The organism is Hydrogenophaga pseudoflava, assembly GCF_031020795.1.
Taxonomy (GTDB): Bacteria; Pseudomonadota; Gammaproteobacteria; order Burkholderiales; family Burkholderiaceae_C; genus Hydrogenophaga; species Hydrogenophaga pseudoflava_A.
Genome location: NZ_JAVHJP010000003.1, coordinates 225,165 through 246,138, shown reverse-complemented (window position 1 = coordinate 246,138; position 20,974 = coordinate 225,165). Strand labels below are relative to the sequence as shown.

The following is a 20,974-nucleotide window of genomic DNA, read 5'->3' as shown; positions in this document are numbered from 1 at the left end:
TTCATTCCAGATTCTGGACCTGTTCGCGCATCTGTTCGATCAGCACCTTCATGTCCACCGAGATGCGGGTCAGTTCCAGGCTGGACGACTTGGAGCCCAGGGTGTTGGCTTCGCGGTGCAGTTCCTGGATCAGGAAGTCCAGCCGCTTTCCGACGTCGCCACCCTTCCTGATGAGCCGTTCGATCTCCACCAGGTGGGAATCCAGGCGGGTCAGTTCTTCGGCCACATCGATGCGGATGGCGAAGGCGGTCGCCTCGGCCAGGGCGCGTTCCTGCACCGTGTCCGCGGACAGGGCCGGCGTGCCACCGGTATTGCCAGCACCCAGTGCCTCATTCCAGCGATCAATGAAGCGCTGGCGCTGCTGGGCCACCAGTTCAGGGATAAGCGGCTGCGCTTCTCGGGCGAGCTGGCGCAGTTGCTTGAGGCGGCCCAGCAGCATGTCGGCCAGCCGTTGGCCTTCCCGTTCGCGCGCGCCCACGAAGCTGTCCAGCACCGTGTGGGCCAGGGCGATCAGGTTCTCGTGCAACCCGCTGGGCAAAGCCTGCTGACGGGACGTGAGCTGGATCAGTTCGGCGACGGACAGCGGGGTGGCCTTGGGGTGCCAGGCGACGATGCTGTCCTGCAGGCCGACCAGGCGCTGCAGCTCGGCCGGAGAAGGGGTGCGCAGCCCGCCTTCGGTGCGGCCCTCGATCCAGGCGCGGACCTCGACCTTGCCGCGTTTGAGGCGTGCGCCCAGCAACTCCCGCAGCGCCGGCTCGGTGCCGCGCAACTCGTCGGACATCTTGAAGGTCAGGTCCAGGAACCGGCTGTTGACCGAGCGGATTTCCATGCCCAGCACGGGCAAAGCCTCGCGGCCGGCCTCGTCCGCAGGCCCGCTGTACTGGGCCGTGGCATAGCCGGTCATGCTGTAAACTGCCATGAGACTGGGTCCGATCCGGTTGAATGGTCCACAACGAGGCGTTCCGGACTCCTCCCGAATTATGTCAAAGGTCAAACCCGCTTCCTTGCCACCGGATACCGTGATCGGTGGTTACCGGATCGTTCGCAAGCTGGCCGCGGGCGGCTTTGGCGTCGTTTACCTGGCGGTCGACACCGAAGGTCAGCAGGTGGCTGTCAAGGAGTACCTGCCTTCGTCGCTGGCCACACGGGCACCGGGCGAATTGCTGCCGCAGGTCCAGCCCGAAAAGCTGTCGCTGTACCGCCTGGGCCTCAAGAGCTTCTTCGAGGAAGGCCGTGCGCTGGCCCAAATCTCCCACCAGTCGGTGGTGAGCGTGCTCAACTTCTTCCGCGAGAACGAGACCGTCTACATGGTCATGAACTACCTGGAGGGCTCGTCCCTGCAGGAGTTCATCATCACCGCGCGCGAGCTGAAGAAGCAGAAGGTGTTCCGCGAGTCGACCATCCGCTCGCTGTACGACGAGGTGCTGCGCGGCCTGCGCATCGTGCACCAGCACAAGATGCTGCACCTGGACATCAAGCCGGCCAACATCTTCATCACCGACGACAACCGGGCCGTGCTGATCGACTTCGGCGCCGCGCGCGAGGTGCTGAGCAAGGAAGGCAATTTCATCCGTCCGATGTACACGCCCGGCTTCGCCGCGCCCGAGATGTACCGCCGCGATTCGAGCATGGGGCCGTGGACCGACATCTACGCCATCGGTGCCTGCATCTACGCCAGCATGCAGGGCTATCCGCCCAACGACGCGCCGCAGCGGCTGGAGAAAGACCGCCTGTCGCTGGCGCTGTCGCGTCTGCGCGGTGTGTACTCCGACAACCTGATCGAGGTGGTCGAATGGTGCATGTCGCTCGATCCGCTCTCGCGCCCGCAGTCGGTGTTCGCGCTGCAGAAAGAACTCAGCCGTGAGACCGAGCGCAGCTACACCAAGCTCACGGTGGCCGAGAAGATGCGCCTGCAGTTCGACAACATCGTCTCGGACAACAAGAAGTCGCCCCGCAAGACCACCGCCGGCGGAACCAAGTTCAAATGAAGTTCTCGGTCTACCAGATCAGCCGACAGGGTGGTCGGGAGCGCAACGAAGACCGGATGGGGTACGCCTACACGCGTGAGTCCGGCCTGTTTGTTTTGGCCGATGGCATGGGCGGGCATCCCGAAGGCGCGATGGCGGCGCAGCTGGCGCTGCAGACGCTGTCGGCCTACTTCCAGAAGGCCGCGAACCCGACGGTTCGTGAGGTGCCGGAGTTCCTCTCCAGCGCGCTGATGGCGGCCCATCATCAGATCATCCGCTACGCCGCCGAGAAGGGCATGCTGGACACCCCCCGTACCACGCTGGTGGCGGCGGTGATGGAGCGCGGCTCCATGCACTGGGTGCACTGTGGCGACTCGCGGCTGTACCTGTTGCGCAATGGCGAGTTGCTGACGCGCACGCGCGACCACTCCTACATGGAGCAGCAGGCGCACCTGGGTCGCGCGACCTCGCACATCAACCGAAACATCCTGTTCACCTGCCTGGGGTCGCCGGCCAAGCCGGTGTTCGATCTTTCGGGGCCTGTGCAGCTTCAGCAGGGCGACCGCGTGCTGCTGTGTTCCGACGGCCTCTGGGGTACGGTCAAGGATTTCGAGATCGCCTCGGAAATGGCGTCGCAGCCGCTGGAGCAGGCGGTGCCCGAGCTGGTCGAGATGGCGCTCAAGCGCGGCGGACCGCGCTGCGACAACGTGACCGTGCTGGCGATGGAGTGGGAAACGCCGGACGAGTACCAGACCACGCGCATTTCCACCGAAGAGATCGAAGAGGGGGTATTCGCCTCCACCATCCAGTCCGGTGTGCCCGATCCCACGATCGAGGACATGGACGACGAGGCGATCGAACGTTCGATCGCCGAGATCAATGAAGCGATCCGGCGCACCGCCGAACGCAATTCCTGAGGTTTTCCCCATGAGCATTTCCAGCCGGCCCGGTCAGCGGGCCAACGATTCACTGCGCCCGGTGCGCATCACCCGCGGCTACACCATGCACGCCGAAGGCTCGGTGCTGATCGAGTTCGGCCACACCAAGGTACTGTGCACCGCCTCGGTCGAGGAGAAGGTGCCGCCGCACAAGAAGGGCTCGGGCGAGGGCTGGGTGACGGCCGAGTACGGCATGCTGCCGCGCGCCACGCACACCCGCAGCAGCCGCGAGGCGGCCAAGGGCAAGCAGAGCGGCCGCACGCAGGAGATCCAGCGCCTGATCGGGCGTTCGCTGCGAGCGGTGTTCGACCTGCAGGCTCTTGGTGAGCGCACGATCTCGCTGGATTGCGACGTGTTGCAGGCCGACGGCGGCACGCGCACCGCCAGCATCACCGGCGCCTTCGTGGCCGCGCAGGACGCGGTGAACAAGCTGATCGCCGAGGGCAAGCTGGTGGCCTCGCCGATCAGGGACCATGTGGCCGCGATCTCGGTCGGCATCCTGGCCGGCCAGCCGCTGCTGGACCTGGAATACGTCGAGGACTCGGCCTGCGACACCGACATGAACGTGGTGATGACCGGCGCCGGTCACTATGTCGAGGTGCAGGGCACGGCCGAGGGCGTGGCCTTCACGCGCAAGGAAATGGACGCACTGCTGGCGCTGGCCGAGAAGGGCATTGGCGAGCTGATCGTGGCGCAGAAGAAGTCGCTCGGCGAATGAAACTCGTCCTCGCGTCGAACAACAAGGGCAAGCTGGCCGAGCTGCAGGCGCTGTTCGCGCCGCTGGGCGTGGAACTGGTGCGCCAGGCGGACCTGGGCATTCCCGAGGCGCCCGAGCCGCACCGCACCTTCATCGAGAACGCTCTGGCCAAGGCGCGGCATGCGTCGCAGGTCAGCGGCCTGCCCGCGCTGGCCGACGACGCGGGTCTGTGCGTCGAGGCTTTCGGTGGTCTTCCGGGGGTGGATACGGCGTTCTACGCGACACAGTTCGGTTACGAGAAGGGCGACGACAACAACGTGCGCGCGCTGCTGGAGCAGATGCAGGGCATCACCGACCGCCGCGCGGCGCTGGTGAGCACGCTGGTGGCGCTGCGCAGCGCCGACGACCCGGAGCCGCTGGTGGCCACCGGCCGCGCCGCCGGGCTCATCACGCAGGAACGCATCGGTGACCAGGGCTTCGGCTTCGACCCGGTGCTGCTGCTGCCGCCCTTCGGCAAGACCTTTGCCCAGTTGCCAACCGAGGTGAAGAACGCCAACAGCCATCGCGGCAAGGCCGCGCAGCAGATGCTCGCCCTGATGCGCGAGCGCTGGTTCGCGCAACCATGAGCGAGGCCCCACACTGGAGCGACATCCGCCACTGGATGCGCCCGGGGACCCTGCAGCTTCAGGGCCTGCCGCCGCTCTCGCTCTACATCCACCTGCCGTGGTGCCTGAAGAAGTGCCCGTACTGCGACTTCAACTCGCACGAGTGGAGCGCGACCTCGGCGCCGGGCCAGCCGCTGCCCGAGCAGCCGTATCTGGACGCGCTGCGCGCCGATTTGCAGGCCGCGCTGCCGCTGATCTGGGGCCGGCCCATCCACACCGTGTTCATCGGCGGCGGCACGCCCAGTCTGTTCTCGCCGGAAGCCATCGACCGCCTACTGGGCGATGTGCGCGCACTCACGCGGCTGGACGCCGATGCTGAGATCACGCTGGAAGCCAATCCCGGCACGTTCGAAAAAGACCGCTTCAGGGCCTTCCGCCAGGCGGGGGTGACGCGGCTGTCGATCGGCGTGCAGAGCTTCAACGACGAACACCTGAAGGCGCTGGGCCGGGTGCACGACGGGGCGCAGGCGCGGGCGGCGGTGGAAGAGGCGGCCGTCTCTTTTGACACCTTCAACCTGGACATCATGTACGCGCTGCCCGGCCAGACCCTGGCGCAGTGCGAGCACGACATCCGCGCTGCGCTCAGCTTCCATCCGCCACACATCTCGATCTACCACCTGACCATCGAACCGAACACGGTGTTCGCCAAGTTCCCGCCGCAGGTGCCCGAGGACGACGACGCCTATGCGATGCTCGACCGCATCACCGAGGTGACCGCCGAACAGGGCCTGGAGCGCTACGAGGTCTCGGCCTATGCGCGGCGCGGCCACCGCAGCCGCCACAACCAGAACTACTGGCAGTTCGGCGACTACCTGGGCATCGGCGCGGGCGCGCACAGCAAGCTGAGCTTTGCACACCGCGTGGTGCGCCAGGTGCGGGCGCGTGAGCCGCGGCTGTACATGGACAAGGCGCTGGCCGGCGATGCGGTGGTGGGCGTGGAAGAGGTGGCGCGGCGCGACCTGCCGTTCGAGTACATGCTCAACGCCTTGCGGTTGCGCGAGGGGTTCAGCCTGACCGACTTCAGCGCCCGAACGGGGCTGCCGCTGTCGGCCGTCGATGGTGCATTGCGCGAGGGGCTGGACAAGGGCTGGCTGACCCGGGACGGCGCCTGGGTGGCGCCCACCGAGCGGGGTTTCGATTTCCTGAGCGACCTGCAGTCGCTGTTCCTGCCCGGCTGATTCAGACCGTCTCCGGCTCGCCGACCGGTACCGTTGACGGTGCGCCGCGCAGCCAGAGGCGGGCCGTGGTGCCCGCGCCAGGCTCGCTGGCCAGTTCGATGGTCCCGCCGTGGATCTCGACGATCTCCTTGACCAGGTTCAGCCCCAGGCCGGTGCCGGGGATGTTGCCCGAGGCGTCTGCGCGGTAGAAGCGTTCAAAGGCACGCGCCAGTTGCGCCGGGGTCATGCCGATGCCGTGGTCGCGCACCTCGATCACCACCCCTTCCATGCCGTCCCGTTCGTTCGGCTGGACTTTCAGGGACACCTCGCCACCGGCGGGCGAGTACTTGAACGCGTTGCTCAGCAGGTTGGTCAGGGCCTGCTGGATCTTGCTGGCGTCGGCCATCACGTGCAGCTCCGGCAGGGGGCCCACCGTGACCTGCCGGCCCAGCTCCTGGTGGCCCATGCCGTCGAGCGCGGCGTTGATGATGGCCGCCAGCGGTGTGGCGACGATGCGGAAGTCCTTGCCCTGGCGCGCCTCGATGCGCGAGAGGTCCAGCAGCTCCTGGATCAGATTGTTCAGCAGCGTGCCCTGCCGGTGCACGGTCTGCAGCAGGTCCTTCTGTTTCTCTTCGCTGTACCTGCGGTGGATCATCAGCTCGGTGAAACCCAGGATGCTGGCCAGGGGGGTGCGCAGCTCGTGCGCCGCCGTGGCGAGGAACTCGCTCTTCATGCGGTCGACCTCGAACTGCTGCGTCACGTCCCGGAAGTACACGAAGGTCTCGCCGCTGCCGCCAAGGTGGCGCCGGACCTCGCGTTCCAGCACCTTGCGCGAGGGGCGGGCCAGCACCAGCGTGAGCCGTGTGCCGTCGCCGGCATCGCTCCCCACCGGGGCATAGCGTTCGGGCTCCTCGCACAGCTGGCGCATCCAGTTGTCAAAGCTGGACAGCGGCATCCACGAGGACATCTCGCCCACCATGGCCCGCAGGGCCGGGTTGCTGGTGATGAGTTCGCCCCGGGCATCGAACACCGCAAAACCATCGGGACTGAGGTCGAACGTGGCGTTCAGGCGCGCGGTGCGCTCGATCAGTCGCTGCTTGACCTCGACCTGCGCGGTGACGTCCTCGATCACGTTGATGTAGTGCGTGATCTCTCCCTTGCCGTCGCGCACGGGCGAGACCGAGAGCTTGTTGTGGAACACGCTGCCGTCCTTGCGGTAGTTGTGCAGCGTGACCTTGACCTCGGCCCCGTTCTGCACCGTTCGCGCGAGCAGCGCCATGTCGTCCGGGTCGGTCAGCGGCCCCTCCAGCAGGCTGGCGTCGCGCCCGAGGATCTCGTGGGGCGCATAGCCGGTGATGCGGGTGAAGGCGGGGTTGACGTGCACGATGGGCTGTGGGTATCGGCGGGCGTCGCTGACCGAGATGCCGTTGGGCGTGCAGTCGAGCACGCGCCCGTACAGCGTCAGGTACTCCTCGGCCAGCTTCATGTCGGTGAGGTCGCGCACGATGCAGGTGTAGCGGATCTCGGGGTCGCCCGAGATCTCGCCCAGCAGCACCTCCACCGGGAACGCGGTGCCGCCGTGGCGCGTGGCGTCCATCTCGACCCGGCCGATGCGGCTCTGGGTGCTGTGGATCAGCATGCCATCGGCCATGGTCTGCCGCAGCCGGTCGGCGTCCATGCCCGGCAGCACGCCGGCCAGCGGGCGCCCGATCAGGTCCTTCTCGTCCGAGCCGAACATGCGCTCGGCGGCGGGGTTCGCGCCCACGATCTGCCCGTCCGCCCCGATGCCGACGATGGCGTCGGCGGCGGTGTCCAGCACCGCCTTCATGCGCGTGAGGCGCTGGCGCGTCTCGGTCATGCGGCGCGCCAGCTCCTGCGAGGACCAGTTCAGCGCGCGACCGAGTTCGCGCACCTCCTGGCTGCCCCAGCGCAGCTGCAAGGTGTCGCCGGGCGAGTCGACCATGTTGCTGGCGTAGGCGGCCAGGGCGCGGATGGGCTGGATCGTGCGCCGCAGGAACAGGGCGAAGGCACCCAGCGCCAGCAGCGCCAGGACCAGGATGCCGGTCGAGGCGACCACCCAGCTTTTCCGTGCGGCCGCCATGCGGGCCGCGAAGCTGAACTCCACCTCGACCCAGCCTTCGCGGTCGAACTGGGGATAGTCCACCGGGTGGCCCTCGTCGCCGCGGTTCGCGGTCAGCAGGCTGGCCACTGCGTGCAGGCGCTCTCCGGTCTGCACATGCCCTTGTTCCGGCGCCGGCAGGGCAGGTCTGTTGCGTGGTCGCACCGACACGATGCCGCTGTCCCGCCGCTCGACCCGCAGGGCTTCCTGCCCGCCGGGCCGAACCACCCGGACGGCCTGGACACCGGGCAGGGCGACGACCTCCTGCAGGGCCTCGTCCAACGCACCAAAGTCGTTGTCGGCCAGCGGCACGCTGGCCGCCTGTGCCGCCATCCGGGCCAGCGCCTGCGCCCACTGGAGGCTTTCCTGTTCGGTCTGGCGCTGCAGGCTGGAGAGCGACAGCGGCACCGTGATGGCCATGGCGGCCAGGCACAGCACGATGGCGATCGTCATCAGCTGCGTTCGCAGCGAGCGCAGGGCCACCCAGTGGCCGAACCGTCTGTACAGCGCTTTCATCGGAATTCCGACGACGACCGTGGCGGAGTCAGACCGTGCGGCCCAGCATGTCGTCCACCAGGTCGAGCAGCTTGAGCGGGCTGAACGCCTTGGTGAGGTAGGCGTCGCTGCCGGCCTTTCGGCCCTGCTCCTGGTCCTCGACCTGGGCGCGCGCAGTCAGCAGGATCACCTTGGTCTGACCCTTGAGCACCGGATCGCTCTTGACCTTGGCGCAGACCTGGTAGCCGTCGAGCTCGCCGGGCATCATGACGTCCAGCAGCATCAGGTCGGGCCGGATGTCCTGGGCCAGGCGCCAGCCGTCGCCGCCGTTGTCGGCCTCGTGGACTTCGGCGTCGTCCAGGTGCTGCAGCGTGAGGCGGATCAGTTTCCGGATGTCGGGCTGGTCGTCGACGATGAGGATGCGGGCGGTCATGCGGGGCTCCTTCGGCGGGTGCGGGCCATCAGTTTCGACAGGTCCTCGGCGTAGATCTGGGCCTGCAGCATGTCGAGGTGGTGTGTGTTGCGAAGTGGCGCGCCGGTGGGGAGCTCCAGCATCACATGGAGCCCGTTGGCTGTGTCCTGGTCGATGCGGAGCCGGCCGCCATGCAGCTGCAGGATGCGCTGGGTCAGCGGCAGGCCGATGCGCAGGGCTTCGGAGTGGCTGCCCTCGGTGTGTTTCGCATCGGTCACCGGGCGGAAGACGGCCGCGGCGTGACGCGACAGCGTGGCGGCCGAAAGCACGCCCAGGTGGTGAATGTTCATCAGCAGGTGGTGACCGGAAGGCCGGAAGCCGATGCCGACGGCCACCGCTTCCTTGCTCTGAACCCCCTGGCGCGCCTGGGTCACCGCGTTGTGCATGCACTCATAGAGCGCCCGGCGCATCAGGCGCCGGTTGCCATACACCGGCGGCGGGTCGTCGCGGACGCCTTCGATGACGAAGGACACACCCTGTGCCTCGGTCAGCGGCGCGAGCTCCTGCGCGATGCTGCGCACCAGATCCGGCAGCAGCATCCGGTCTTCACCGATGAGCACGTCCTCTCCGAACACGTTGACCAGATCCACCATGCGTTCCAGCCGGTCCTGCAGATGGCGCACCGACTGCGCCAGCTCCATGTTCGACGAGGGTTCGAGCAGTCCCGTCACCTGTTCGATGGGGGGCAGCAGCTCGGCCTTGAGCAGCTCCATGATCTGCTGCAGCGACAGGCGCTGGTCGGCCTCGGCCGCAGGGCCCGGGGGCGGTTCAAGCGGATCGACTTCGGCCAGCGCCACCGAGACCGGCACCAACCCGGCCACAGGCCGGGGTGCGCTGCGACAAAGCAGCCGCGCGATGCCGTCGTCCGACAGGGCCTCGACGCGCAGTTCCAGGCTGGCCAGCGCGCGGCCGCCAGCCACGGCACGCACCATGGCCTTGACGTCGGGGTCGCTGCCCAGCAACAGGTGGGGGCGGCAGCGCATCGCCTTGGCCGCCTGGTTGGTGAAGACCACCTGGCCCTCCGGGCTGAACAGCAGCAACGGACTGGCCACGAAGTCCAGCAGGACCAGCAGCGGGTTGTTGGCGGCAGGGGTGGCGTTGGCGTTCATGGCGAGTCCGAAGGTCCGGGAGTGGGCGATTCCCCGAACGTTCTCTTCAGACTGGCTATCGGCCGGGCGGCGGCAAAGTTGAGCGGTAGCGCTGGCAGAACGCAGTGGGCCGGAAGTCGTGCAGGAACAGTGCGGCGCCTTCCATCGGCAGGGTGAACAGCGGCGGCGACGCGGAGTGCAGCGCCTCCAGAAACGCGCGGTTGTGGGCGACGATCTGGTTGGTGGCCAGCACCCAGGTCCGGCCCGAGGCGGGGTCCTGGCAGATCCGCCGCACCGTGGAAAAGATGTTGTGCAGCTCGTTGGCGGTGGGACGGTAGACGAATTGGGGCATGTCGCCCAGCCCCGTCCGGGAGGCGTAGAAGCTGTAGGCGGGGTAGGTCCAGCTGCTGAACATGGCGTGGTCACCGGGCTGGCGGTGGTCGGCGATGTGTTGCAGGGCGCCCCGGATGTCCTGGTAGTTGTTGGGGTGCCGGAGGGTGTGCAGGCTCAGGCCGAGCGGTGTCCAGGAGGCGGCCATGGCCAGCCCGCCGGCCAGCCACGGGCCGGCCCGGCGCAGGGGCAAGTCGTGCAGCTGCTGCACGAGCGCGGCGAGGGCGACGAACACGAACGGCACCAGGAAAAGAATGAGCCGGGCCCGGAAAGGGTACTGGTGCAGGGCCGAGGCCCCCAGCACCGCCGCCAGGGTCACGGCTCCCATGGCGGCCGCCCGGACGCGCTGGAAGGCCAGGGCCACGCAGCCCAGCACGGTGAGGGCCAGCAGGGCGTACACGCGCCCGCCGAACCAGCCGGGCAGCACCTCCCGGAACGCCGTGCCCATCTGGAGGTAGCCCAGGTACACCAGGCCCAGCGCGCTGTCACGGAACCAGAGCAGCTCGGCCGCCGTCCTGGGCGGCAGGGGCGCGAAGGTCGTGGACCAGAACCCTGCCAGGTAGGCGTTGTGCGGCACCGAGCGCAGGGCCACGAAGTAGTCGAGGGCAAAGCTGGCGAGCCAGACCAGACCGACCGCGTTCACGGCCAGCCAGGCGGCGCGCTCGCGGCGCCGGGCCATCTCCAGCCAGAGCACGAGCCCGCTGCCGGCGAGCACGAAGTCGATGGCATGGGAGAACCAGATGCCGACGGCACCGGCCACCGCCAGCCACAGCGCGTCGCGCCGGTGCGTTTCGGGCCTGAAACGCAAGGTCAGCCAGAGGATCAGCAGGGTGCACAGCACGTCGCCCTGGTACTGCTTGAACTCGGAGCTGTAGTACACCAACACCGGCGACACGGCCACCAGACCGACCAGCGTGGCGCGCGCGACGGAGGACGAAAACAGCTGGCGGGAGACGGGCACCGCCAGCGCCAGTGCCGCCAGGCCGCTGAGCAGGGACACCAGTCGCAGCGTCCACTCGTGGGTGCCGAGGATTTCGGTGACCAGTTTCACCAGCACCAGGTATCCCACCGGGGCAGCCTGGTTGTTGGCCAGGGGTTCGAACACCAGCTGCGCGAAATCCCGGCCGACAAAGGCCGTACCCAGCAGGGTTTCGTCGTGCCAGAAGGAGCGGTCGTACACGAACTGCCGGAGCCGGAACAGGGCGCCGACAGAGGCGATCAGCCAGAGCCACAGGGCGCTCGAACGCAGCCGCTCCCGCAGGGCTGGCAAACGGTGTGTGGTCTGGGGTGTCGTGGTCGCCATGGGGTCCTCCCTGGTTCGTCTGGCGCCAGGAGCAGGCCGGACGCAGGTTGGGCGGAAAAAGGGTCCTCCGCAGTGCGGGCACTATAGCGCTGTAAAACTTAAGAGATCGTTGATTTTCTTAAGGAAAATATCATTCGGCCAGCCCGCGAATGGTGCGCCCGGTCCCCTGGAGCCGGGCGCAGGCGAGGCCCGGTGGAGCGGCGGTGTCTCCTCGCGTGAACGCGGCCATGCGGACGCCAGCAGTGGTGGACTGCCACCGCCGACGATGGGTAGGGTGATGGGTAGAAAGTGAAAACGGGCCGCGAGGGCCCGTTTTGCTTGATGTCCTGGCGGAGACGGTGAGATTCGAACTCACGGACCCTTGCGGGTCGGCGGTTTTCAAGACCGCTGGATTAAACCACTCTCCCACGTCTCCGGGGTGGGCGGCATTGTAGCCGCCGGTGCGTTCAGGTCGAGGCGCTGGCCGGGGTCAGCATGCCGCGCTGCTCGATGAAGCGCACGACCTCGGCCACGCCGTCGAGCGTCTTGAGGTTGGTCATCACCCAGGGCTTGCGCGCGGTGTCGGGACGCATGCGCGTGGTGTCCTGTTTCATCACCTCCAGGTCGGCCCCGACGTGGGGCGCCAGATCGGTCTTGTTGATGACGAACAGGTCGCTCTTGGTGATGCCGGGCCCGCCCTTGCGCGGGATCTTCTCGCCGGCCGCGACGTCGATCACGTAGATCGTCAGGTCGGAGAGTTCGGGGCTGAAGGTCGCGGCCAGGTTGTCACCGCCGGATTCGACGAACACGATGTCGGCGTCCGGGAACTCGCCCAGCATGCGGTCGATGGCTTCGAGGTTGATCGAGCAGTCCTCGCGGATGGCGGTGTGCGGGCAGCCGCCGGTTTCCACGCCCATGATGCGCTCGGCCGGCAGTGCGCCGCTGACGGTGAGCAGGCGCTGGTCTTCCTTGGTGTAGATGTCGTTGGTGATGGCGACCAGGTCGTAGCGCTCGCGCATGGTCTTGCACAGCATCTCGAGCAGCGTGGTCTTGCCCGAGCCGACGGGTCCGCCGATGCCCACGCGCAGCGGGGGCAGGGTCTTGGTGCGGTTCGGGATGTGGTGCAGGGCGGTCATCGTGTGCGTCTTCAGGATCGGAACAGTCGCGAGTACTGGGTTTCGTGGCGGGCGCTCAGGATGGCGAGCAGGGGCGTGAAGGCCTGGCGGTCTTCGTCGCCCAGCGCCATCGCGTAGGCCACGGCGCCGGGGATCTCGGTCACCAGGCGCGCCAGCATGCGCTGGCCCGAGCTCTGACCCAGCGGCACCGACTTGATGGCCGCCTGCACCATGTTCTCGGCCCAGCCGAAGGCGAAGCCGGCCAGGCTGTCGGCCAGGGGCGCACCCGAGGCCGCCGCAGCGCAGGCCATGGCGACCGGGTAGGTGGGCGGCTGCAGATCCGCCGCCTGCAGGCGCTGCAGCACGCCGCCGCCGAACTCGCCCAGCGATTGCGCCCAGGCCTGCAGCGAGCGGCCCATCTGTTCGGTCTGCAGGCGGAACTCCTGGGTCTCCCGGGTGCGGAGCACCCAGTCATTGAGCGCACGGATGCGGGCCAGGTCGTTCGCCCGCCACGCGGGGATGGCCTGCGCCACCACCGCCAGGTCGCTGCGCGCGAGCGAGAGCTGCAGCTGGTCGGCGAGCCAGGCGGCGGCACTGGCCTCGTCGCGCACCAGCCCGGCGTCCACCGCAGCTTCCAATCCTTCGGAATACGAAAAGCCGCCGACCGGCAGGGCCGGCGAGGCCAGCCACAGCGTGTGCAGCAGCCCGGCCGCCACGGTCGCCGGCGCTTCAGCCGTGGTCGTGACCATGCGCGTGGTGGTGGCCATGACCGTGTCCGTGGTCGTGGCTGGGGTGGGCGTGCCCATGGTCATGGCCGTGGTGCTCGTGGCCATGGCTGTGCCCGTGACCGCCATGACCGGCGGCGTAGGCCCCGCCCTCGGGCTCGAAAGGCTCGCGCACCTCGGCCACGTTCAGGTGCATGGTGCGCAGCAGGTCGGCCAGCACATGGTCGGGCTCGATCTTGAGGTGATCGGGCCGCAGCTCGATGGGCACGTGGCGGTTGCCCAGGTGGTAGGCCGCGCGCATCAGGTCGAAGGCGGGGTCGTGGTCGTGCCCGTGGTGGTGGTCGGTGCAGGCGGTGATCTTGAGCACCGGCTGGGCCGCGGCGTTCACCCGCAGCAGCGAGCCGTCCTGGGTGACCAGCACGTCACCGCCGCGCACGACGGTGCCGCGCGGCAGGAACACGCCGACGCGGCGGCCATCGGACGACTCGGCGTCGAAACGGCTCTTCTGGCGGACATCCCAGTCGAGGGTGACCGTGGCGGCGCGGCGCACCAGCACCGGCGCCAGCCCCTTGCCCTGCGGGACGAGTTTGGAGACTTGAAGCATTGGACTTCCCTGTTTTGCTATCAAAACAGGAAGTATCGCTGGGCCATCGGAAGTTTGCTGGCGGGCTCGCAGGTCAGCAGCACGCCGTCGGCGCGCACGGTGTAGCGCTGGGGGTCGATCTCCATTTTGGGCAGGTAGCTGTTGTGCACCATGCTGGCCTTGGTGACACCGCGGCAGCCCTGCACCGCCACGGTGGTCTTGGCCAGCCCATAGCGCTGCGCCACCCCGGCCGCCTGCGCCGACGCCGACACAAAGCTCAGGCTGCCCCGGGCCAGCGCACCGCCGAAGGCGCCGAACTGCGGCCGGTAGTGCACCGGCTGCGGCGTGGGGATGGAGGCGTTCGGGTCGCCCATGGCGGCCAGGGCGATGCTGCCGCCCTTGAGCACGAGCGCCGGCTTGACGCCGAAGAAGGCCGGCTTCCAGATGACGAGGTCGGCCCACTTGCCGACTTCGAGCGAGCCGACGATGTGCGAGAGGCCGTGGGCAATCGCCGGGTTGATCGTGTACTTGGCGATGTAGCGCTTGACGCGGAAGTTGTCGTTGCGCGAGCTGTCTTCCGGCAGCGATCCGCGTTGCGACTTCATCTTGTCGGCCGTCTGCCAGGTGCGGATGATGACCTCGCCCACGCGGCCCATGGCCTGGCTGTCGCTGCTCATGATGCTGATCGCACCCATGTCGTGCAGGATGTCCTCGGCCGCGATGGTCTCGCGGCGGATGCGGCTCTCGGCAAAGGCCAGGTCCTCGGGAATGGACGCGTCCAGGTGGTGGCAGACCATCAGCATGTCGACGTGTTCGTCGAGCGTGTTGACGGTGTAGGGCATGGTCGGGTTGGTGGACGAAGGCAGGAAGTTGGCCTCGCCGACCACACGGATGATGTCGGGCGCGTGGCCGCCACCGGCCCCTTCGGTGTGGAAGGCGCAGAGTGTGCGGCCCTTGGTGGCGGCAATCGTGTCCTCGACAAAGCCCGATTCGTTGAGCGTGTCGGAGTGGATGGCGACCTGGGTGTCGGTCTCCTCGGCCACGTCCAGGCAGTTGCTGATGGCACTCGGCGTGGTGCCCCAGTCCTCGTGCAGCTTGAGGCCGATCACGCCCGCGTCGATCTGCTCGCGCAGCGGCGCCGGCTGGCTGGCGTTGCCCTTGCCCAGGAAGCCGATGTTCATGGCAAAGCCGTCGGCCGCCTGCAGCATGCGTTCGATGTGCCAGGGGCCGGGCGTGCAGGTGGTGGCAAAGGTGCCGGTGGCCGGTCCTGTGCCGCCGCCGAGCATGGTGGTCACGCCCGAGGCCAGGGCCTCGTCGATCTGCTGCGGGCAGATGAAGTGGATGTGGCTGTCGATGCCGCCGGCGGTGACGATGTGGCCCTCGCAGCTGATGATCTCGGTGCCGGGGCCGATCACGATGTCCACGCCGGGCTGCGTGTCGGGGTTGCCGGCCTTGCCGATGGCGGCGATGCGGCCGTCCTTGAGGCCGATGTCGGCCTTGACGATGCCCCAGTGGTCGACGATGAGCGCGTTGGTGAGCACCGTGTCCACGGCGCCCTCGGCTCGCGTGCGCTGCGACTGCGCCATGCCATCGCGGATGGTCTTGCCACCGCCGAACTTGACCTCTTCGCCGTAGCCGCCCGCGGCGAGGGTGAAGTCCTTCTCGACCTCGATCAGCAGGCCGGTGTCGGCCAGCCGCACGCGGTCACCGACGGTGGGGCCGAACATGTCGGCATAGGCGCGTTTGGAGATGCTGGCCATGGTCAGAGTTTTCCTTGCACGAGGCCACGGAAGCCGTACACGATGCGCTCACCCGCGAAGTCCACCAGCTCGACGGTGCGCTGCTGGCCGGGCTCGAAGCGCACGGCGGTGCCGCTGGCGATGTTCAGGCGCTTGCCCTGCGCGGCCGCGCGGTCGAAGGACAGCGCGGCGTTGGTCTCGGCAAAGTGGTAGTGCGAGCCCACCTGCACCGGGCGGTTGGCGGTGTTCTGCACCACCAGCGTGAGCGTGGAGCGGCCGGGGTTGAGGGCGTGCTCGCCGTCGTCGATCAGGTATTCGCCGGGGATCATGCGGCGGGCCTTATTTGCGGGACATCCAGAGGGCGAAGCCGATCAGCGCGGCCACGCCGACAAACCCGAGCGCGTCGGTGGCGTGCCAGTGGCTGCCGAACAGGCCATGGCCGTCGTGGGCCAGGGCGGGCAGGGTGGTGAGGGCAGCGGTGAGGGCGGTGAGGCGTTTCATGCGGGGCTCCGGGGTTCAGGCGATCGGGGTGTGCACGGTCACGAGCTTGGTGCCGTCGGGGAAGGTGGCTTCGACCTGGATGTCGGGAATCATCTCGGGCACGCCCTCCATCACGTCCTCGCGCGTGAGCACGGCGCGGCCTTCGCTCATGAGCTGGGCCACGGTCTTGCCGTCGCGCGCGCCTTCCATCACCGCAGCGCTGATCAGGGCCACGGCTTCGGGGTAATTGAGCTTGAGGCCGCGCGCCTTGCGCCGCTCGGCCAGCAGGGCGGCGGTGAAGATCAGCAGCTTGTCTTTTTCGCGGGGTGTGAGTTCCATGGACAGGAATGAGCAAGGCGTGTGCCGGGATGGTGGACCAGTATGCCGCCGCGCGCGGCATTGCCTATCCGGCATCCGGCGTATGGCACGAAAGGTGCGAAAACCACAGGGTGAACACCCCATCCGACCTCGCGACCGATCCGCTGGCCGGGCGACCCGAGCCGGTCCAGCGCATCATCAAGGTGCGCCGCGACTACAACAGCTGGGTCGGCCGCGAGACCATGGAGGACTACGCGCTGCGCTTCACGCCGCAGCGCTTCCGCCAGTGGAGCGAATGGCGGGTGGCCAACACCGCGTTCGGCGCGGCCTCGTTCCTGATCCTCGAAGCCGTGGGCGCCACGCTGCTGGTGCAGTACGGCTTCGTCAACGCCTTCTGGGCCATCCTCGCGACCGGGCTGATCATCTTCCTGGCCGGCCTGCCGATCAGCGTCTACGCCGCGCGCTACGGCGTCGACATGGACCTGCTCACCCGCGGCGCAGGCTTCGGCTACATCGGCTCGACCATCACCTCGCTGATCTACGCCTCGTTCACCTTCATCTTCTTCGCGCTCGAAGCGGCGGTGATGGCCTACGCGCTGGATCTGGCGCTGGACATCCCGCCGGCCTGGGGCTACCTGATCTGCGCCCTCGTGGTGATTCCGCTGGTGACCTACGGCGTGTCCATCATCAGCCGCTTCCAGGTCTGGACCCAGCCGCTGTGGCTGGTGATGATGGTCGTTCCCTTCGTGGCGGTGTGGGTGCTCGATCCGGGTGCGTTTTCCAATGTGGTGCACTACGGGGGCGAAAGTGGTGCGGGCATCGCCTTTGATTGGCACTTGTTTGGTGCGGCGCTGACGGTGGGCATCGCGCTCATCACGCAGATGGGCGAACAGGCGGACTACCTGCGCTTCATGCCGGCGCCGCAACGGGGGCGGGCCGGGCGCTGGTGGGCGGGCGTGCTGGCCGGCGGTCCGGGCTGGGTGCTGCTGGGTGTGCTCAAGATGCTGGGCGGTGCGCTGCTCGCCTACCTCGCGATCAGCCACATGGTGCCGGTGGAGCGCGCGGTCGACCCCAACCAGATGTACCTCGCCGCCTACGAGTACGTGTTCCCGAACTACGGCTGGGCGGTGGCGGCCACGGCGCTGTTCGTCGTGGTCTCGCAGCTCAAGATCAACGTCACCAACGCCTACGCCGGCTCGCTGGCCTGGAGCAACTTCTTCTCGCGCCTGACGCACAGCCACCCCGGCCGCGTGGTCTGGGTGGTGTTCAACACGCTGATCGCTTTCATGCTGATGGAGATGAACGTGTTCCGCGCGCTGGGCGAGGTGCTGGGCCTCTACAGCAACATCGCCATCGCCTGGATCATGGCGGTGGTGGCCGACCTGGTGATCAACAAGCCCCTGGGCTGGAGCCCCAAGGGCATCGAGTTCAAGCGTGCGCATCTGTACGACATCAACCCGGTGGGCGTGGGCGCGATGGGCCTGGCCTCGGCGCTGTCGATCGCGGCCCACATGGGCCTGATGGGTGCCGGCGCGCAGGCCTTCTCGGCCGTGATCGCGATGGTGACGGCGCTGGTGACGGCGCCGCTGATCGCGTGGGCGACGAAGGGGCGCTATTACATCGCCAGAGGCGCTGACCCCCACGCTCCGCCGCTTCGCGGGTCGCTGCCCCCCGAGGGGGCTGATTCGCCTTGGGGCGGCCCGGCGGCGAATCGCTACCAGCGCCTGAGCGTCCTGAAGTGCGTTATCTGTGAGCGGGATTACGAAGGCCCCGACATGGCCCACTGCCCCGCCTACCAGGGGCCGATCTGCTCGCTGTGCTGCACGCTGGACGCGCGCTGCGGCGACCTCTGCAAACCCCACGCGCGGCTGTCGGTGCAGTGGCAGTCGGCGCTGCGCACGGTGCTGCCGCAGCGGGCCTGGCCCTACCTGGAGGCCGGCCTGGCCCACTACCTGCTGCTGATGCTGGTGATTGCGCCGGTGCTGGCGGCGGTGCTTGGGCTGCTCTACCGGCAGCAGGTCGAGGGTCTGGGCCAGGGCGTGGCCGCGGTGGGCGATGTGGGCCTGCTGGACGCCGCGCTGCGCTCGGGCTTTTTGCGCGTGTACGCGGTGCTGCTGCTGATCGCGGCCACGGTGGCCTGGTGGCTGGTGCTGGCTCACAAGAGCCGCGAGGTGGCGCAGGAGGAGTCCAACCGGCAGACCCGGCTGCTGATGCAGGAGATCGAGTCGCACCGCCGCACCGACGAGCAGCTGCAGCGCGCGCGCGAGGTCGCCGACCAGGCCAACCAGGCCAAGAGCCGCTACATCAGCACCATCAGCCACGAGCTGCGCACGCCGCTCAACAGCATCCTGGGTTACGCCCAGCTGCTGCAGGAAGACCGCGAGCTGGCACCGCACCGGGCCCAGGCCATCCGCGTGATCCACCGCGGCGGCGAGCACCTGCTCTCGCTGATCGAGGGCACGCTGGACATCGCGCGCATCGAGTCGGGCAAGCTGAAGCTCGATGTGAAGCCGATGGCCTTCGCCGACACCGTGGGCGAGGTCGCCAGCATGTTCGAGCTGCAGGCCGCGGCCAAGGGCCTGCGCTTCGTGTTCGAGCCCGGGCCGCGCCTGCCCGAGGCGGTGCGCGCCGACGAAAAGCGGCTGCGCCAGATCCTGATCAACCTGCTGGGCAATGCGGTGAAGTTCACACGCGAGGGCGAGGTGCGGCTGAAGGTGGGCCATGCGCGCGAGATGGCGGTGTTCGAGGTCAGCGACACCGGACCGGGCATGAGCAACACCGAGCTGGAGCGCGTGTTCGAGCCCTTCGCGCGCGGCCAGCAGGCCGAGGGTGGTTCGGCGGCCGCCGGGGGCGGCACCGGCCTGGGCCTGACGATCGCCAAGATGCTGACCGACCTGATGGGCGGCGAGATGACGGTGCGCAGCGCGCCGGGCCAGGGCACGGTGTTCAGCGTGCGCCTGTTCCTGCCCGCCCTGCACGGCGCGGCCACGCGGCCGGCCGCTGTGGCGGCACCGGTCACCGGCTACGAAGGCCCGCGCCGGCGCGTGCTGGTGGTGGACAACGAAGAGAGCGACCGCGAACTCATCGCGCGCTGGCTGCAGCCGCTGGGCTTCGAGGTGATGCTGGCCACCAGCGGCCACGACGCGCTGGCCCTGCTCGACGGCGTGGCACCGGACAGCGAGCGCGCGCCGCACGCGGTGTTCATGGACCTGGCCATGCCGGGCATCGACGGTTGGGAGACGCTGCGCCGGCTGCGCGCCGCGGGTTGGTCGGCCGTGCCCATGGCGGTGGTGTCGGCCAACGCCTTCGACAAGGGCCTGCAGGCCGATGCCAACGATGGCCGGCCGGCCGATCAGGCGTTCTTCGTCAAGCCGGTGCGGCGCGACGACCTCACGGGCTGGCTGCAGCAACAGCTGGGCCTGCGCTGGGTGCATGCCCCGGTGGCCACCGACACGGTGGCCGCGCCGGCCACCGCGGCGCCACCGCCCGCCGCGCACGACTTCTCGCCGTTGCTGGAGCTGGTGCGCCTGGGCTATGCCAAAGGTGTGATGCGCTGGCTCGACGACTGGGCGGCCGACCACCCCGAGCAGGCGGCGTTCGCCGACGCTCTGCGCGCGCTGGCGCGCGAGTTCCGCTTCGAGGCCATTGAACAGCGCCTGCTCCCGCTGGGCGCCGGCCGACCTTCCACCGACCGCACCGCATGATGATCCGCTCGCCCGACCACCCCTCCGCCGACGCCCTGCTGTCCGCCGAACCCGGCGCGGTGGTGCTGATCGTCGACGACGTGCCCGACAACGTCGCGCCGCTGCACGACGCTCTGGACGATGCGGGCTACACCGTGCTGGTGGCGCTCGACGGCGAGGCGGCCATCCGCCGCGCGCGCCAGGCTCTGCCCGATGTGGTGCTGCTGGACGCGGTGATGCCCGGCCTGGACGGCTTCGAGGTGGCGCGCCAGCTCAAGGCCGACCCGCAGACCGCGCACATCCCCATCCTGTTCATGACCGGCCTGACCGAGACCGAGCACCTGGTCGCGGCGCTGGAGGCGGGCGGGGTGGACTACGTCACCAAGCCGATCAAGCCGCGGGAGGTGATGGCGCGCATGGGCGTGCACCTGCGCCAGTCGCGCCAGTCGCGCCAGGGCGCGCTGGAGCGCAGCCAGGCACGCAACGCGCTCGACGCGTTTGGCTACGCCACCATCACCGTGCGTGCGCGCGACGGCCGGCTGATGTGGCAGACGCCGCTGGCGCGCGACCTGCTGCAGCGCTACTTCGGCACCGAGGCGCCGGTGACGCCCGCGCCGGTGCTGCAGTGGCTGGAGCGCCTGCTGCCCGAGTTCGCCGCGCCGCCCGCGCCGGGCCAGCCGCTGCGCGAACCACCACGCCTGACCATAGCCCACGGCCCCCGCCGCCTGAGCTTCCGGCTGCACCAGCAGATCGGAGACGAAGACGAGGCCCACGGCGAGCCCGGCGACTGGCTGATCGTGATGCAGGAGACCTCGGACGCCGCGGTGCTCGAAGCGCTGGCACAGGCCTTCGGCCTGACCGCGCGCGAGGCGGAGGTGCTGTACTGGGTGGTCAAGGGCAAGATCAACCGCGACATCGGCGACATCCTCGGTTCCAGCCCGGCGACGGTGAAGAAGCACCTGGAGCGCATCCACGCCAAGCTGGGGGTGGAGACGCGCACCGCGGCGGCGGCGATGGCGATCAACCGGGTACCGCTGTTGCAGCCGCGGGGGGGCTGACCC

At 68.6% G+C, this 20,974-nt stretch carries 19 protein-coding genes and 1 tRNA gene; 7 read left to right on the top strand and 13 right to left on the bottom strand.

Features of this window, described 5'->3' with window-relative positions; translation table 11 throughout:
* Position 1 precedes the first annotated feature (1 nt).
* Positions 2-919: a YicC/YloC family endoribonuclease gene (locus RCO38_RS10700; protein WP_308328299.1), complete on the bottom strand. Its 918-nt coding sequence runs from the start codon at positions 917-919 to the stop codon at positions 2-4.
* A 61-nt stretch (positions 920-980) separates the two neighbouring features.
* Here RCO38_RS10700 and RCO38_RS10695 point away from each other — a divergent pair, with 61 nt between their 5' ends.
* From RCO38_RS10695 to hemW, 5 genes are read left to right on the top strand one after another with little or no spacing between them, the layout of a single operon-like run.
* Complete coding sequence (locus tag RCO38_RS10695; RefSeq protein WP_308328298.1) at positions 981-1,988, top strand: serine/threonine protein kinase; 1,008 nt, start codon at positions 981-983, stop codon at positions 1,986-1,988.
* Entirely contained in the window at positions 1,985-2,884 is a 900-nt protein-coding gene (locus RCO38_RS10690) for a PP2C family protein-serine/threonine phosphatase (protein ID WP_066255655.1), read from the top strand. Before RCO38_RS10695 ends, RCO38_RS10690 begins: the two co-directional genes overlap by 4 nt.
* 10 nt (positions 2,885-2,894) lie before the next feature.
* Complete coding sequence (gene rph, locus RCO38_RS10685; RefSeq protein WP_308328296.1) at positions 2,895-3,623, top strand: ribonuclease PH; 729 nt, start codon at positions 2,895-2,897, stop codon at positions 3,621-3,623.
* Positions 3,620-4,228 (top strand): RdgB/HAM1 family non-canonical purine NTP pyrophosphatase, encoded by a 609-nt coding sequence (gene rdgB, locus RCO38_RS10680; RefSeq protein WP_308328295.1) that lies wholly within the window; start codon positions 3,620-3,622, stop codon positions 4,226-4,228. The genes rph and rdgB overlap by 4 nt, the downstream gene beginning before the upstream one ends.
* Positions 4,225-5,445 carry a radical SAM family heme chaperone HemW gene (hemW, locus tag RCO38_RS10675; protein ID WP_308328294.1) on the top strand — a complete coding sequence of 407 codons (1,221 nt, stop codon included), beginning with the start codon at positions 4,225-4,227 and terminating at the stop codon, positions 5,443-5,445. The genes rdgB and hemW overlap by 4 nt, the downstream gene beginning before the upstream one ends.
* A gap of 1 nt (position 5,446) precedes the next feature.
* Here hemW and RCO38_RS10670 read toward each other — a convergent pair whose 3' ends face one another.
* The 12 genes from RCO38_RS10670 to RCO38_RS10615 all read right to left on the bottom strand — a co-directional run bounded on the left by RCO38_RS10670 (position 5,447) and on the right by RCO38_RS10615 (position 16,251).
* Positions 5,447-8,059 (bottom strand): PAS domain S-box protein, encoded by a 2,613-nt coding sequence (locus RCO38_RS10670; protein ID WP_308328293.1) that lies wholly within the window; start codon positions 8,057-8,059, stop codon positions 5,447-5,449.
* A 28-nt stretch (positions 8,060-8,087) separates the two neighbouring features.
* Positions 8,088-8,471: a response regulator transcription factor gene (locus tag RCO38_RS10665; RefSeq protein ID WP_308328292.1), complete on the bottom strand. Its 384-nt coding sequence runs from the start codon at positions 8,469-8,471 to the stop codon at positions 8,088-8,090.
* Positions 8,468-9,619 carry a sensor histidine kinase gene (locus RCO38_RS10660; RefSeq protein ID WP_308328291.1) on the bottom strand — a complete coding sequence of 384 codons (1,152 nt, stop codon included), beginning with the start codon at positions 9,617-9,619 and terminating at the stop codon, positions 8,468-8,470. The genes RCO38_RS10665 and RCO38_RS10660 overlap by 4 nt, the downstream gene beginning before the upstream one ends.
* Positions 9,620-9,674: 55 nt before the next feature.
* The gene (locus RCO38_RS10655; RefSeq protein WP_308328289.1) at positions 9,675-11,291 is read right to left on the bottom strand and encodes a glycosyltransferase family 39 protein; all 1,617 of its coding nucleotides are present in this window, start codon (positions 11,289-11,291) and stop codon (positions 9,675-9,677) included.
* A 327-nt stretch (positions 11,292-11,618) separates the two neighbouring features.
* Positions 11,619-11,706 (bottom strand) — tRNA-Ser (locus RCO38_RS10650).
* Between the two features lie 31 nt (positions 11,707-11,737).
* Positions 11,738-12,406, bottom strand: a complete 669-nt coding sequence (gene ureG, locus RCO38_RS10645) for an urease accessory protein UreG (protein ID WP_308328288.1) — start codon at positions 12,404-12,406, stop codon at positions 11,738-11,740.
* 11 nt (positions 12,407-12,417) lie between these two features.
* Positions 12,418-13,152, bottom strand: a complete 735-nt coding sequence (locus tag RCO38_RS10640) for an urease accessory protein UreF (protein ID WP_374694542.1) — start codon at positions 13,150-13,152, stop codon at positions 12,418-12,420.
* Entirely contained in the window at positions 13,115-13,714 is a 600-nt protein-coding gene (ureE, locus tag RCO38_RS10635; protein WP_308328287.1) for an urease accessory protein UreE, read from the bottom strand. Before ureE ends, RCO38_RS10640 begins: the two co-directional genes overlap by 38 nt.
* A gap of 20 nt (positions 13,715-13,734) precedes the next feature.
* Positions 13,735-15,453: an urease subunit alpha gene (gene ureC / locus RCO38_RS10630; protein WP_308328286.1), complete on the bottom strand. Its 1,719-nt coding sequence runs from the start codon at positions 15,451-15,453 to the stop codon at positions 13,735-13,737.
* Positions 15,454-15,455: 2 nt separating this feature from the next.
* Positions 15,456-15,761, bottom strand: coding sequence for an urease subunit beta (locus RCO38_RS10625; RefSeq protein WP_308328285.1), 306 nt, complete (start codon positions 15,759-15,761; stop codon positions 15,456-15,458).
* Between the two features lie 10 nt (positions 15,762-15,771).
* Positions 15,772-15,933, bottom strand: coding sequence for a hypothetical protein (locus tag RCO38_RS10620; RefSeq protein ID WP_308328284.1), 162 nt, complete (start codon positions 15,931-15,933; stop codon positions 15,772-15,774).
* 15 nt (positions 15,934-15,948) lie between these two features.
* Positions 15,949-16,251 carry an urease subunit gamma gene (locus tag RCO38_RS10615; protein WP_308328283.1) on the bottom strand — a complete coding sequence of 101 codons (303 nt, stop codon included), beginning with the start codon at positions 16,249-16,251 and terminating at the stop codon, positions 15,949-15,951.
* 221 nt (positions 16,252-16,472) lie between these two features.
* On the opposite strand from RCO38_RS10615, the gene RCO38_RS10610 reads away from it, so the two are divergent.
* Both RCO38_RS10610 and RCO38_RS10605 read left to right on the top strand, forming a co-directional pair.
* The gene (locus RCO38_RS10610; protein ID WP_308328813.1) at positions 16,473-19,934 is read left to right on the top strand and encodes a hybrid sensor histidine kinase/response regulator; all 3,462 of its coding nucleotides are present in this window, start codon (positions 16,473-16,475) and stop codon (positions 19,932-19,934) included.
* Complete coding sequence (locus RCO38_RS10605; protein ID WP_308328812.1) at positions 19,934-20,971, top strand: response regulator transcription factor; 1,038 nt, start codon at positions 19,934-19,936, stop codon at positions 20,969-20,971. Before RCO38_RS10610 ends, RCO38_RS10605 begins: the two co-directional genes overlap by 1 nt.
* Positions 20,972-20,974 lie beyond the last annotated feature (3 nt).

What these genes read in the sequence shown, in the direction of transcription:
- RCO38_RS10700 (WP_308328299.1), bottom strand. Translation starts at nt 919, where the DNA reads ATGGCAGTTTACAGCATGACCGGCTATGCCACGGCCCAGTACAGCGGG.
- RCO38_RS10695 (WP_308328298.1), top strand. Translation starts at nt 981, where the DNA reads ATGTCAAAGGTCAAACCCGCTTCCTTGCCACCGGATACCGTGATCGGT.
- RCO38_RS10690 (WP_066255655.1), top strand. Translation starts at nt 1,985, where the DNA reads ATGAAGTTCTCGGTCTACCAGATCAGCCGACAGGGTGGTCGGGAGCGC.
- rph (WP_308328296.1), top strand. Translation starts at nt 2,895, where the DNA reads ATGAGCATTTCCAGCCGGCCCGGTCAGCGGGCCAACGATTCACTGCGC.
- rdgB (WP_308328295.1), top strand. Translation starts at nt 3,620, where the DNA reads ATGAAACTCGTCCTCGCGTCGAACAACAAGGGCAAGCTGGCCGAGCTG.
- hemW (WP_308328294.1), top strand. Translation starts at nt 4,225, where the DNA reads ATGAGCGAGGCCCCACACTGGAGCGACATCCGCCACTGGATGCGCCCG.
- RCO38_RS10670 (WP_308328293.1), bottom strand. Translation starts at nt 8,059, where the DNA reads ATGAAAGCGCTGTACAGACGGTTCGGCCACTGGGTGGCCCTGCGCTCG.
- RCO38_RS10665 (WP_308328292.1), bottom strand. Translation starts at nt 8,471, where the DNA reads ATGACCGCCCGCATCCTCATCGTCGACGACCAGCCCGACATCCGGAAA.
- RCO38_RS10660 (WP_308328291.1), bottom strand. Translation starts at nt 9,619, where the DNA reads ATGAACGCCAACGCCACCCCTGCCGCCAACAACCCGCTGCTGGTCCTG.
- RCO38_RS10655 (WP_308328289.1), bottom strand. Translation starts at nt 11,291, where the DNA reads ATGGCGACCACGACACCCCAGACCACACACCGTTTGCCAGCCCTGCGG.
- ureG (WP_308328288.1), bottom strand. Translation starts at nt 12,406, where the DNA reads ATGACCGCCCTGCACCACATCCCGAACCGCACCAAGACCCTGCCCCCG.
- RCO38_RS10640 (WP_374694542.1), bottom strand. Translation starts at nt 13,152, where the DNA reads ATGGCCACCACCACGCGCATGGTCACGACCACGGCTGAAGCGCCGGCG.
- ureE (WP_308328287.1), bottom strand. Translation starts at nt 13,714, where the DNA reads ATGCTTCAAGTCTCCAAACTCGTCCCGCAGGGCAAGGGGCTGGCGCCG.
- ureC (WP_308328286.1), bottom strand. Translation starts at nt 15,453, where the DNA reads ATGGCCAGCATCTCCAAACGCGCCTATGCCGACATGTTCGGCCCCACC.
- RCO38_RS10625 (WP_308328285.1), bottom strand. Translation starts at nt 15,761, where the DNA reads ATGATCCCCGGCGAATACCTGATCGACGACGGCGAGCACGCCCTCAAC.
- RCO38_RS10620 (WP_308328284.1), bottom strand. Translation starts at nt 15,933, where the DNA reads ATGAAACGCCTCACCGCCCTCACCGCTGCCCTCACCACCCTGCCCGCC.
- RCO38_RS10615 (WP_308328283.1), bottom strand. Translation starts at nt 16,251, where the DNA reads ATGGAACTCACACCCCGCGAAAAAGACAAGCTGCTGATCTTCACCGCC.
- RCO38_RS10610 (WP_308328813.1), top strand. Translation starts at nt 16,473, where the DNA reads ATGGAGGACTACGCGCTGCGCTTCACGCCGCAGCGCTTCCGCCAGTGG.
- RCO38_RS10605 (WP_308328812.1), top strand. Translation starts at nt 19,934, where the DNA reads ATGATCCGCTCGCCCGACCACCCCTCCGCCGACGCCCTGCTGTCCGCC.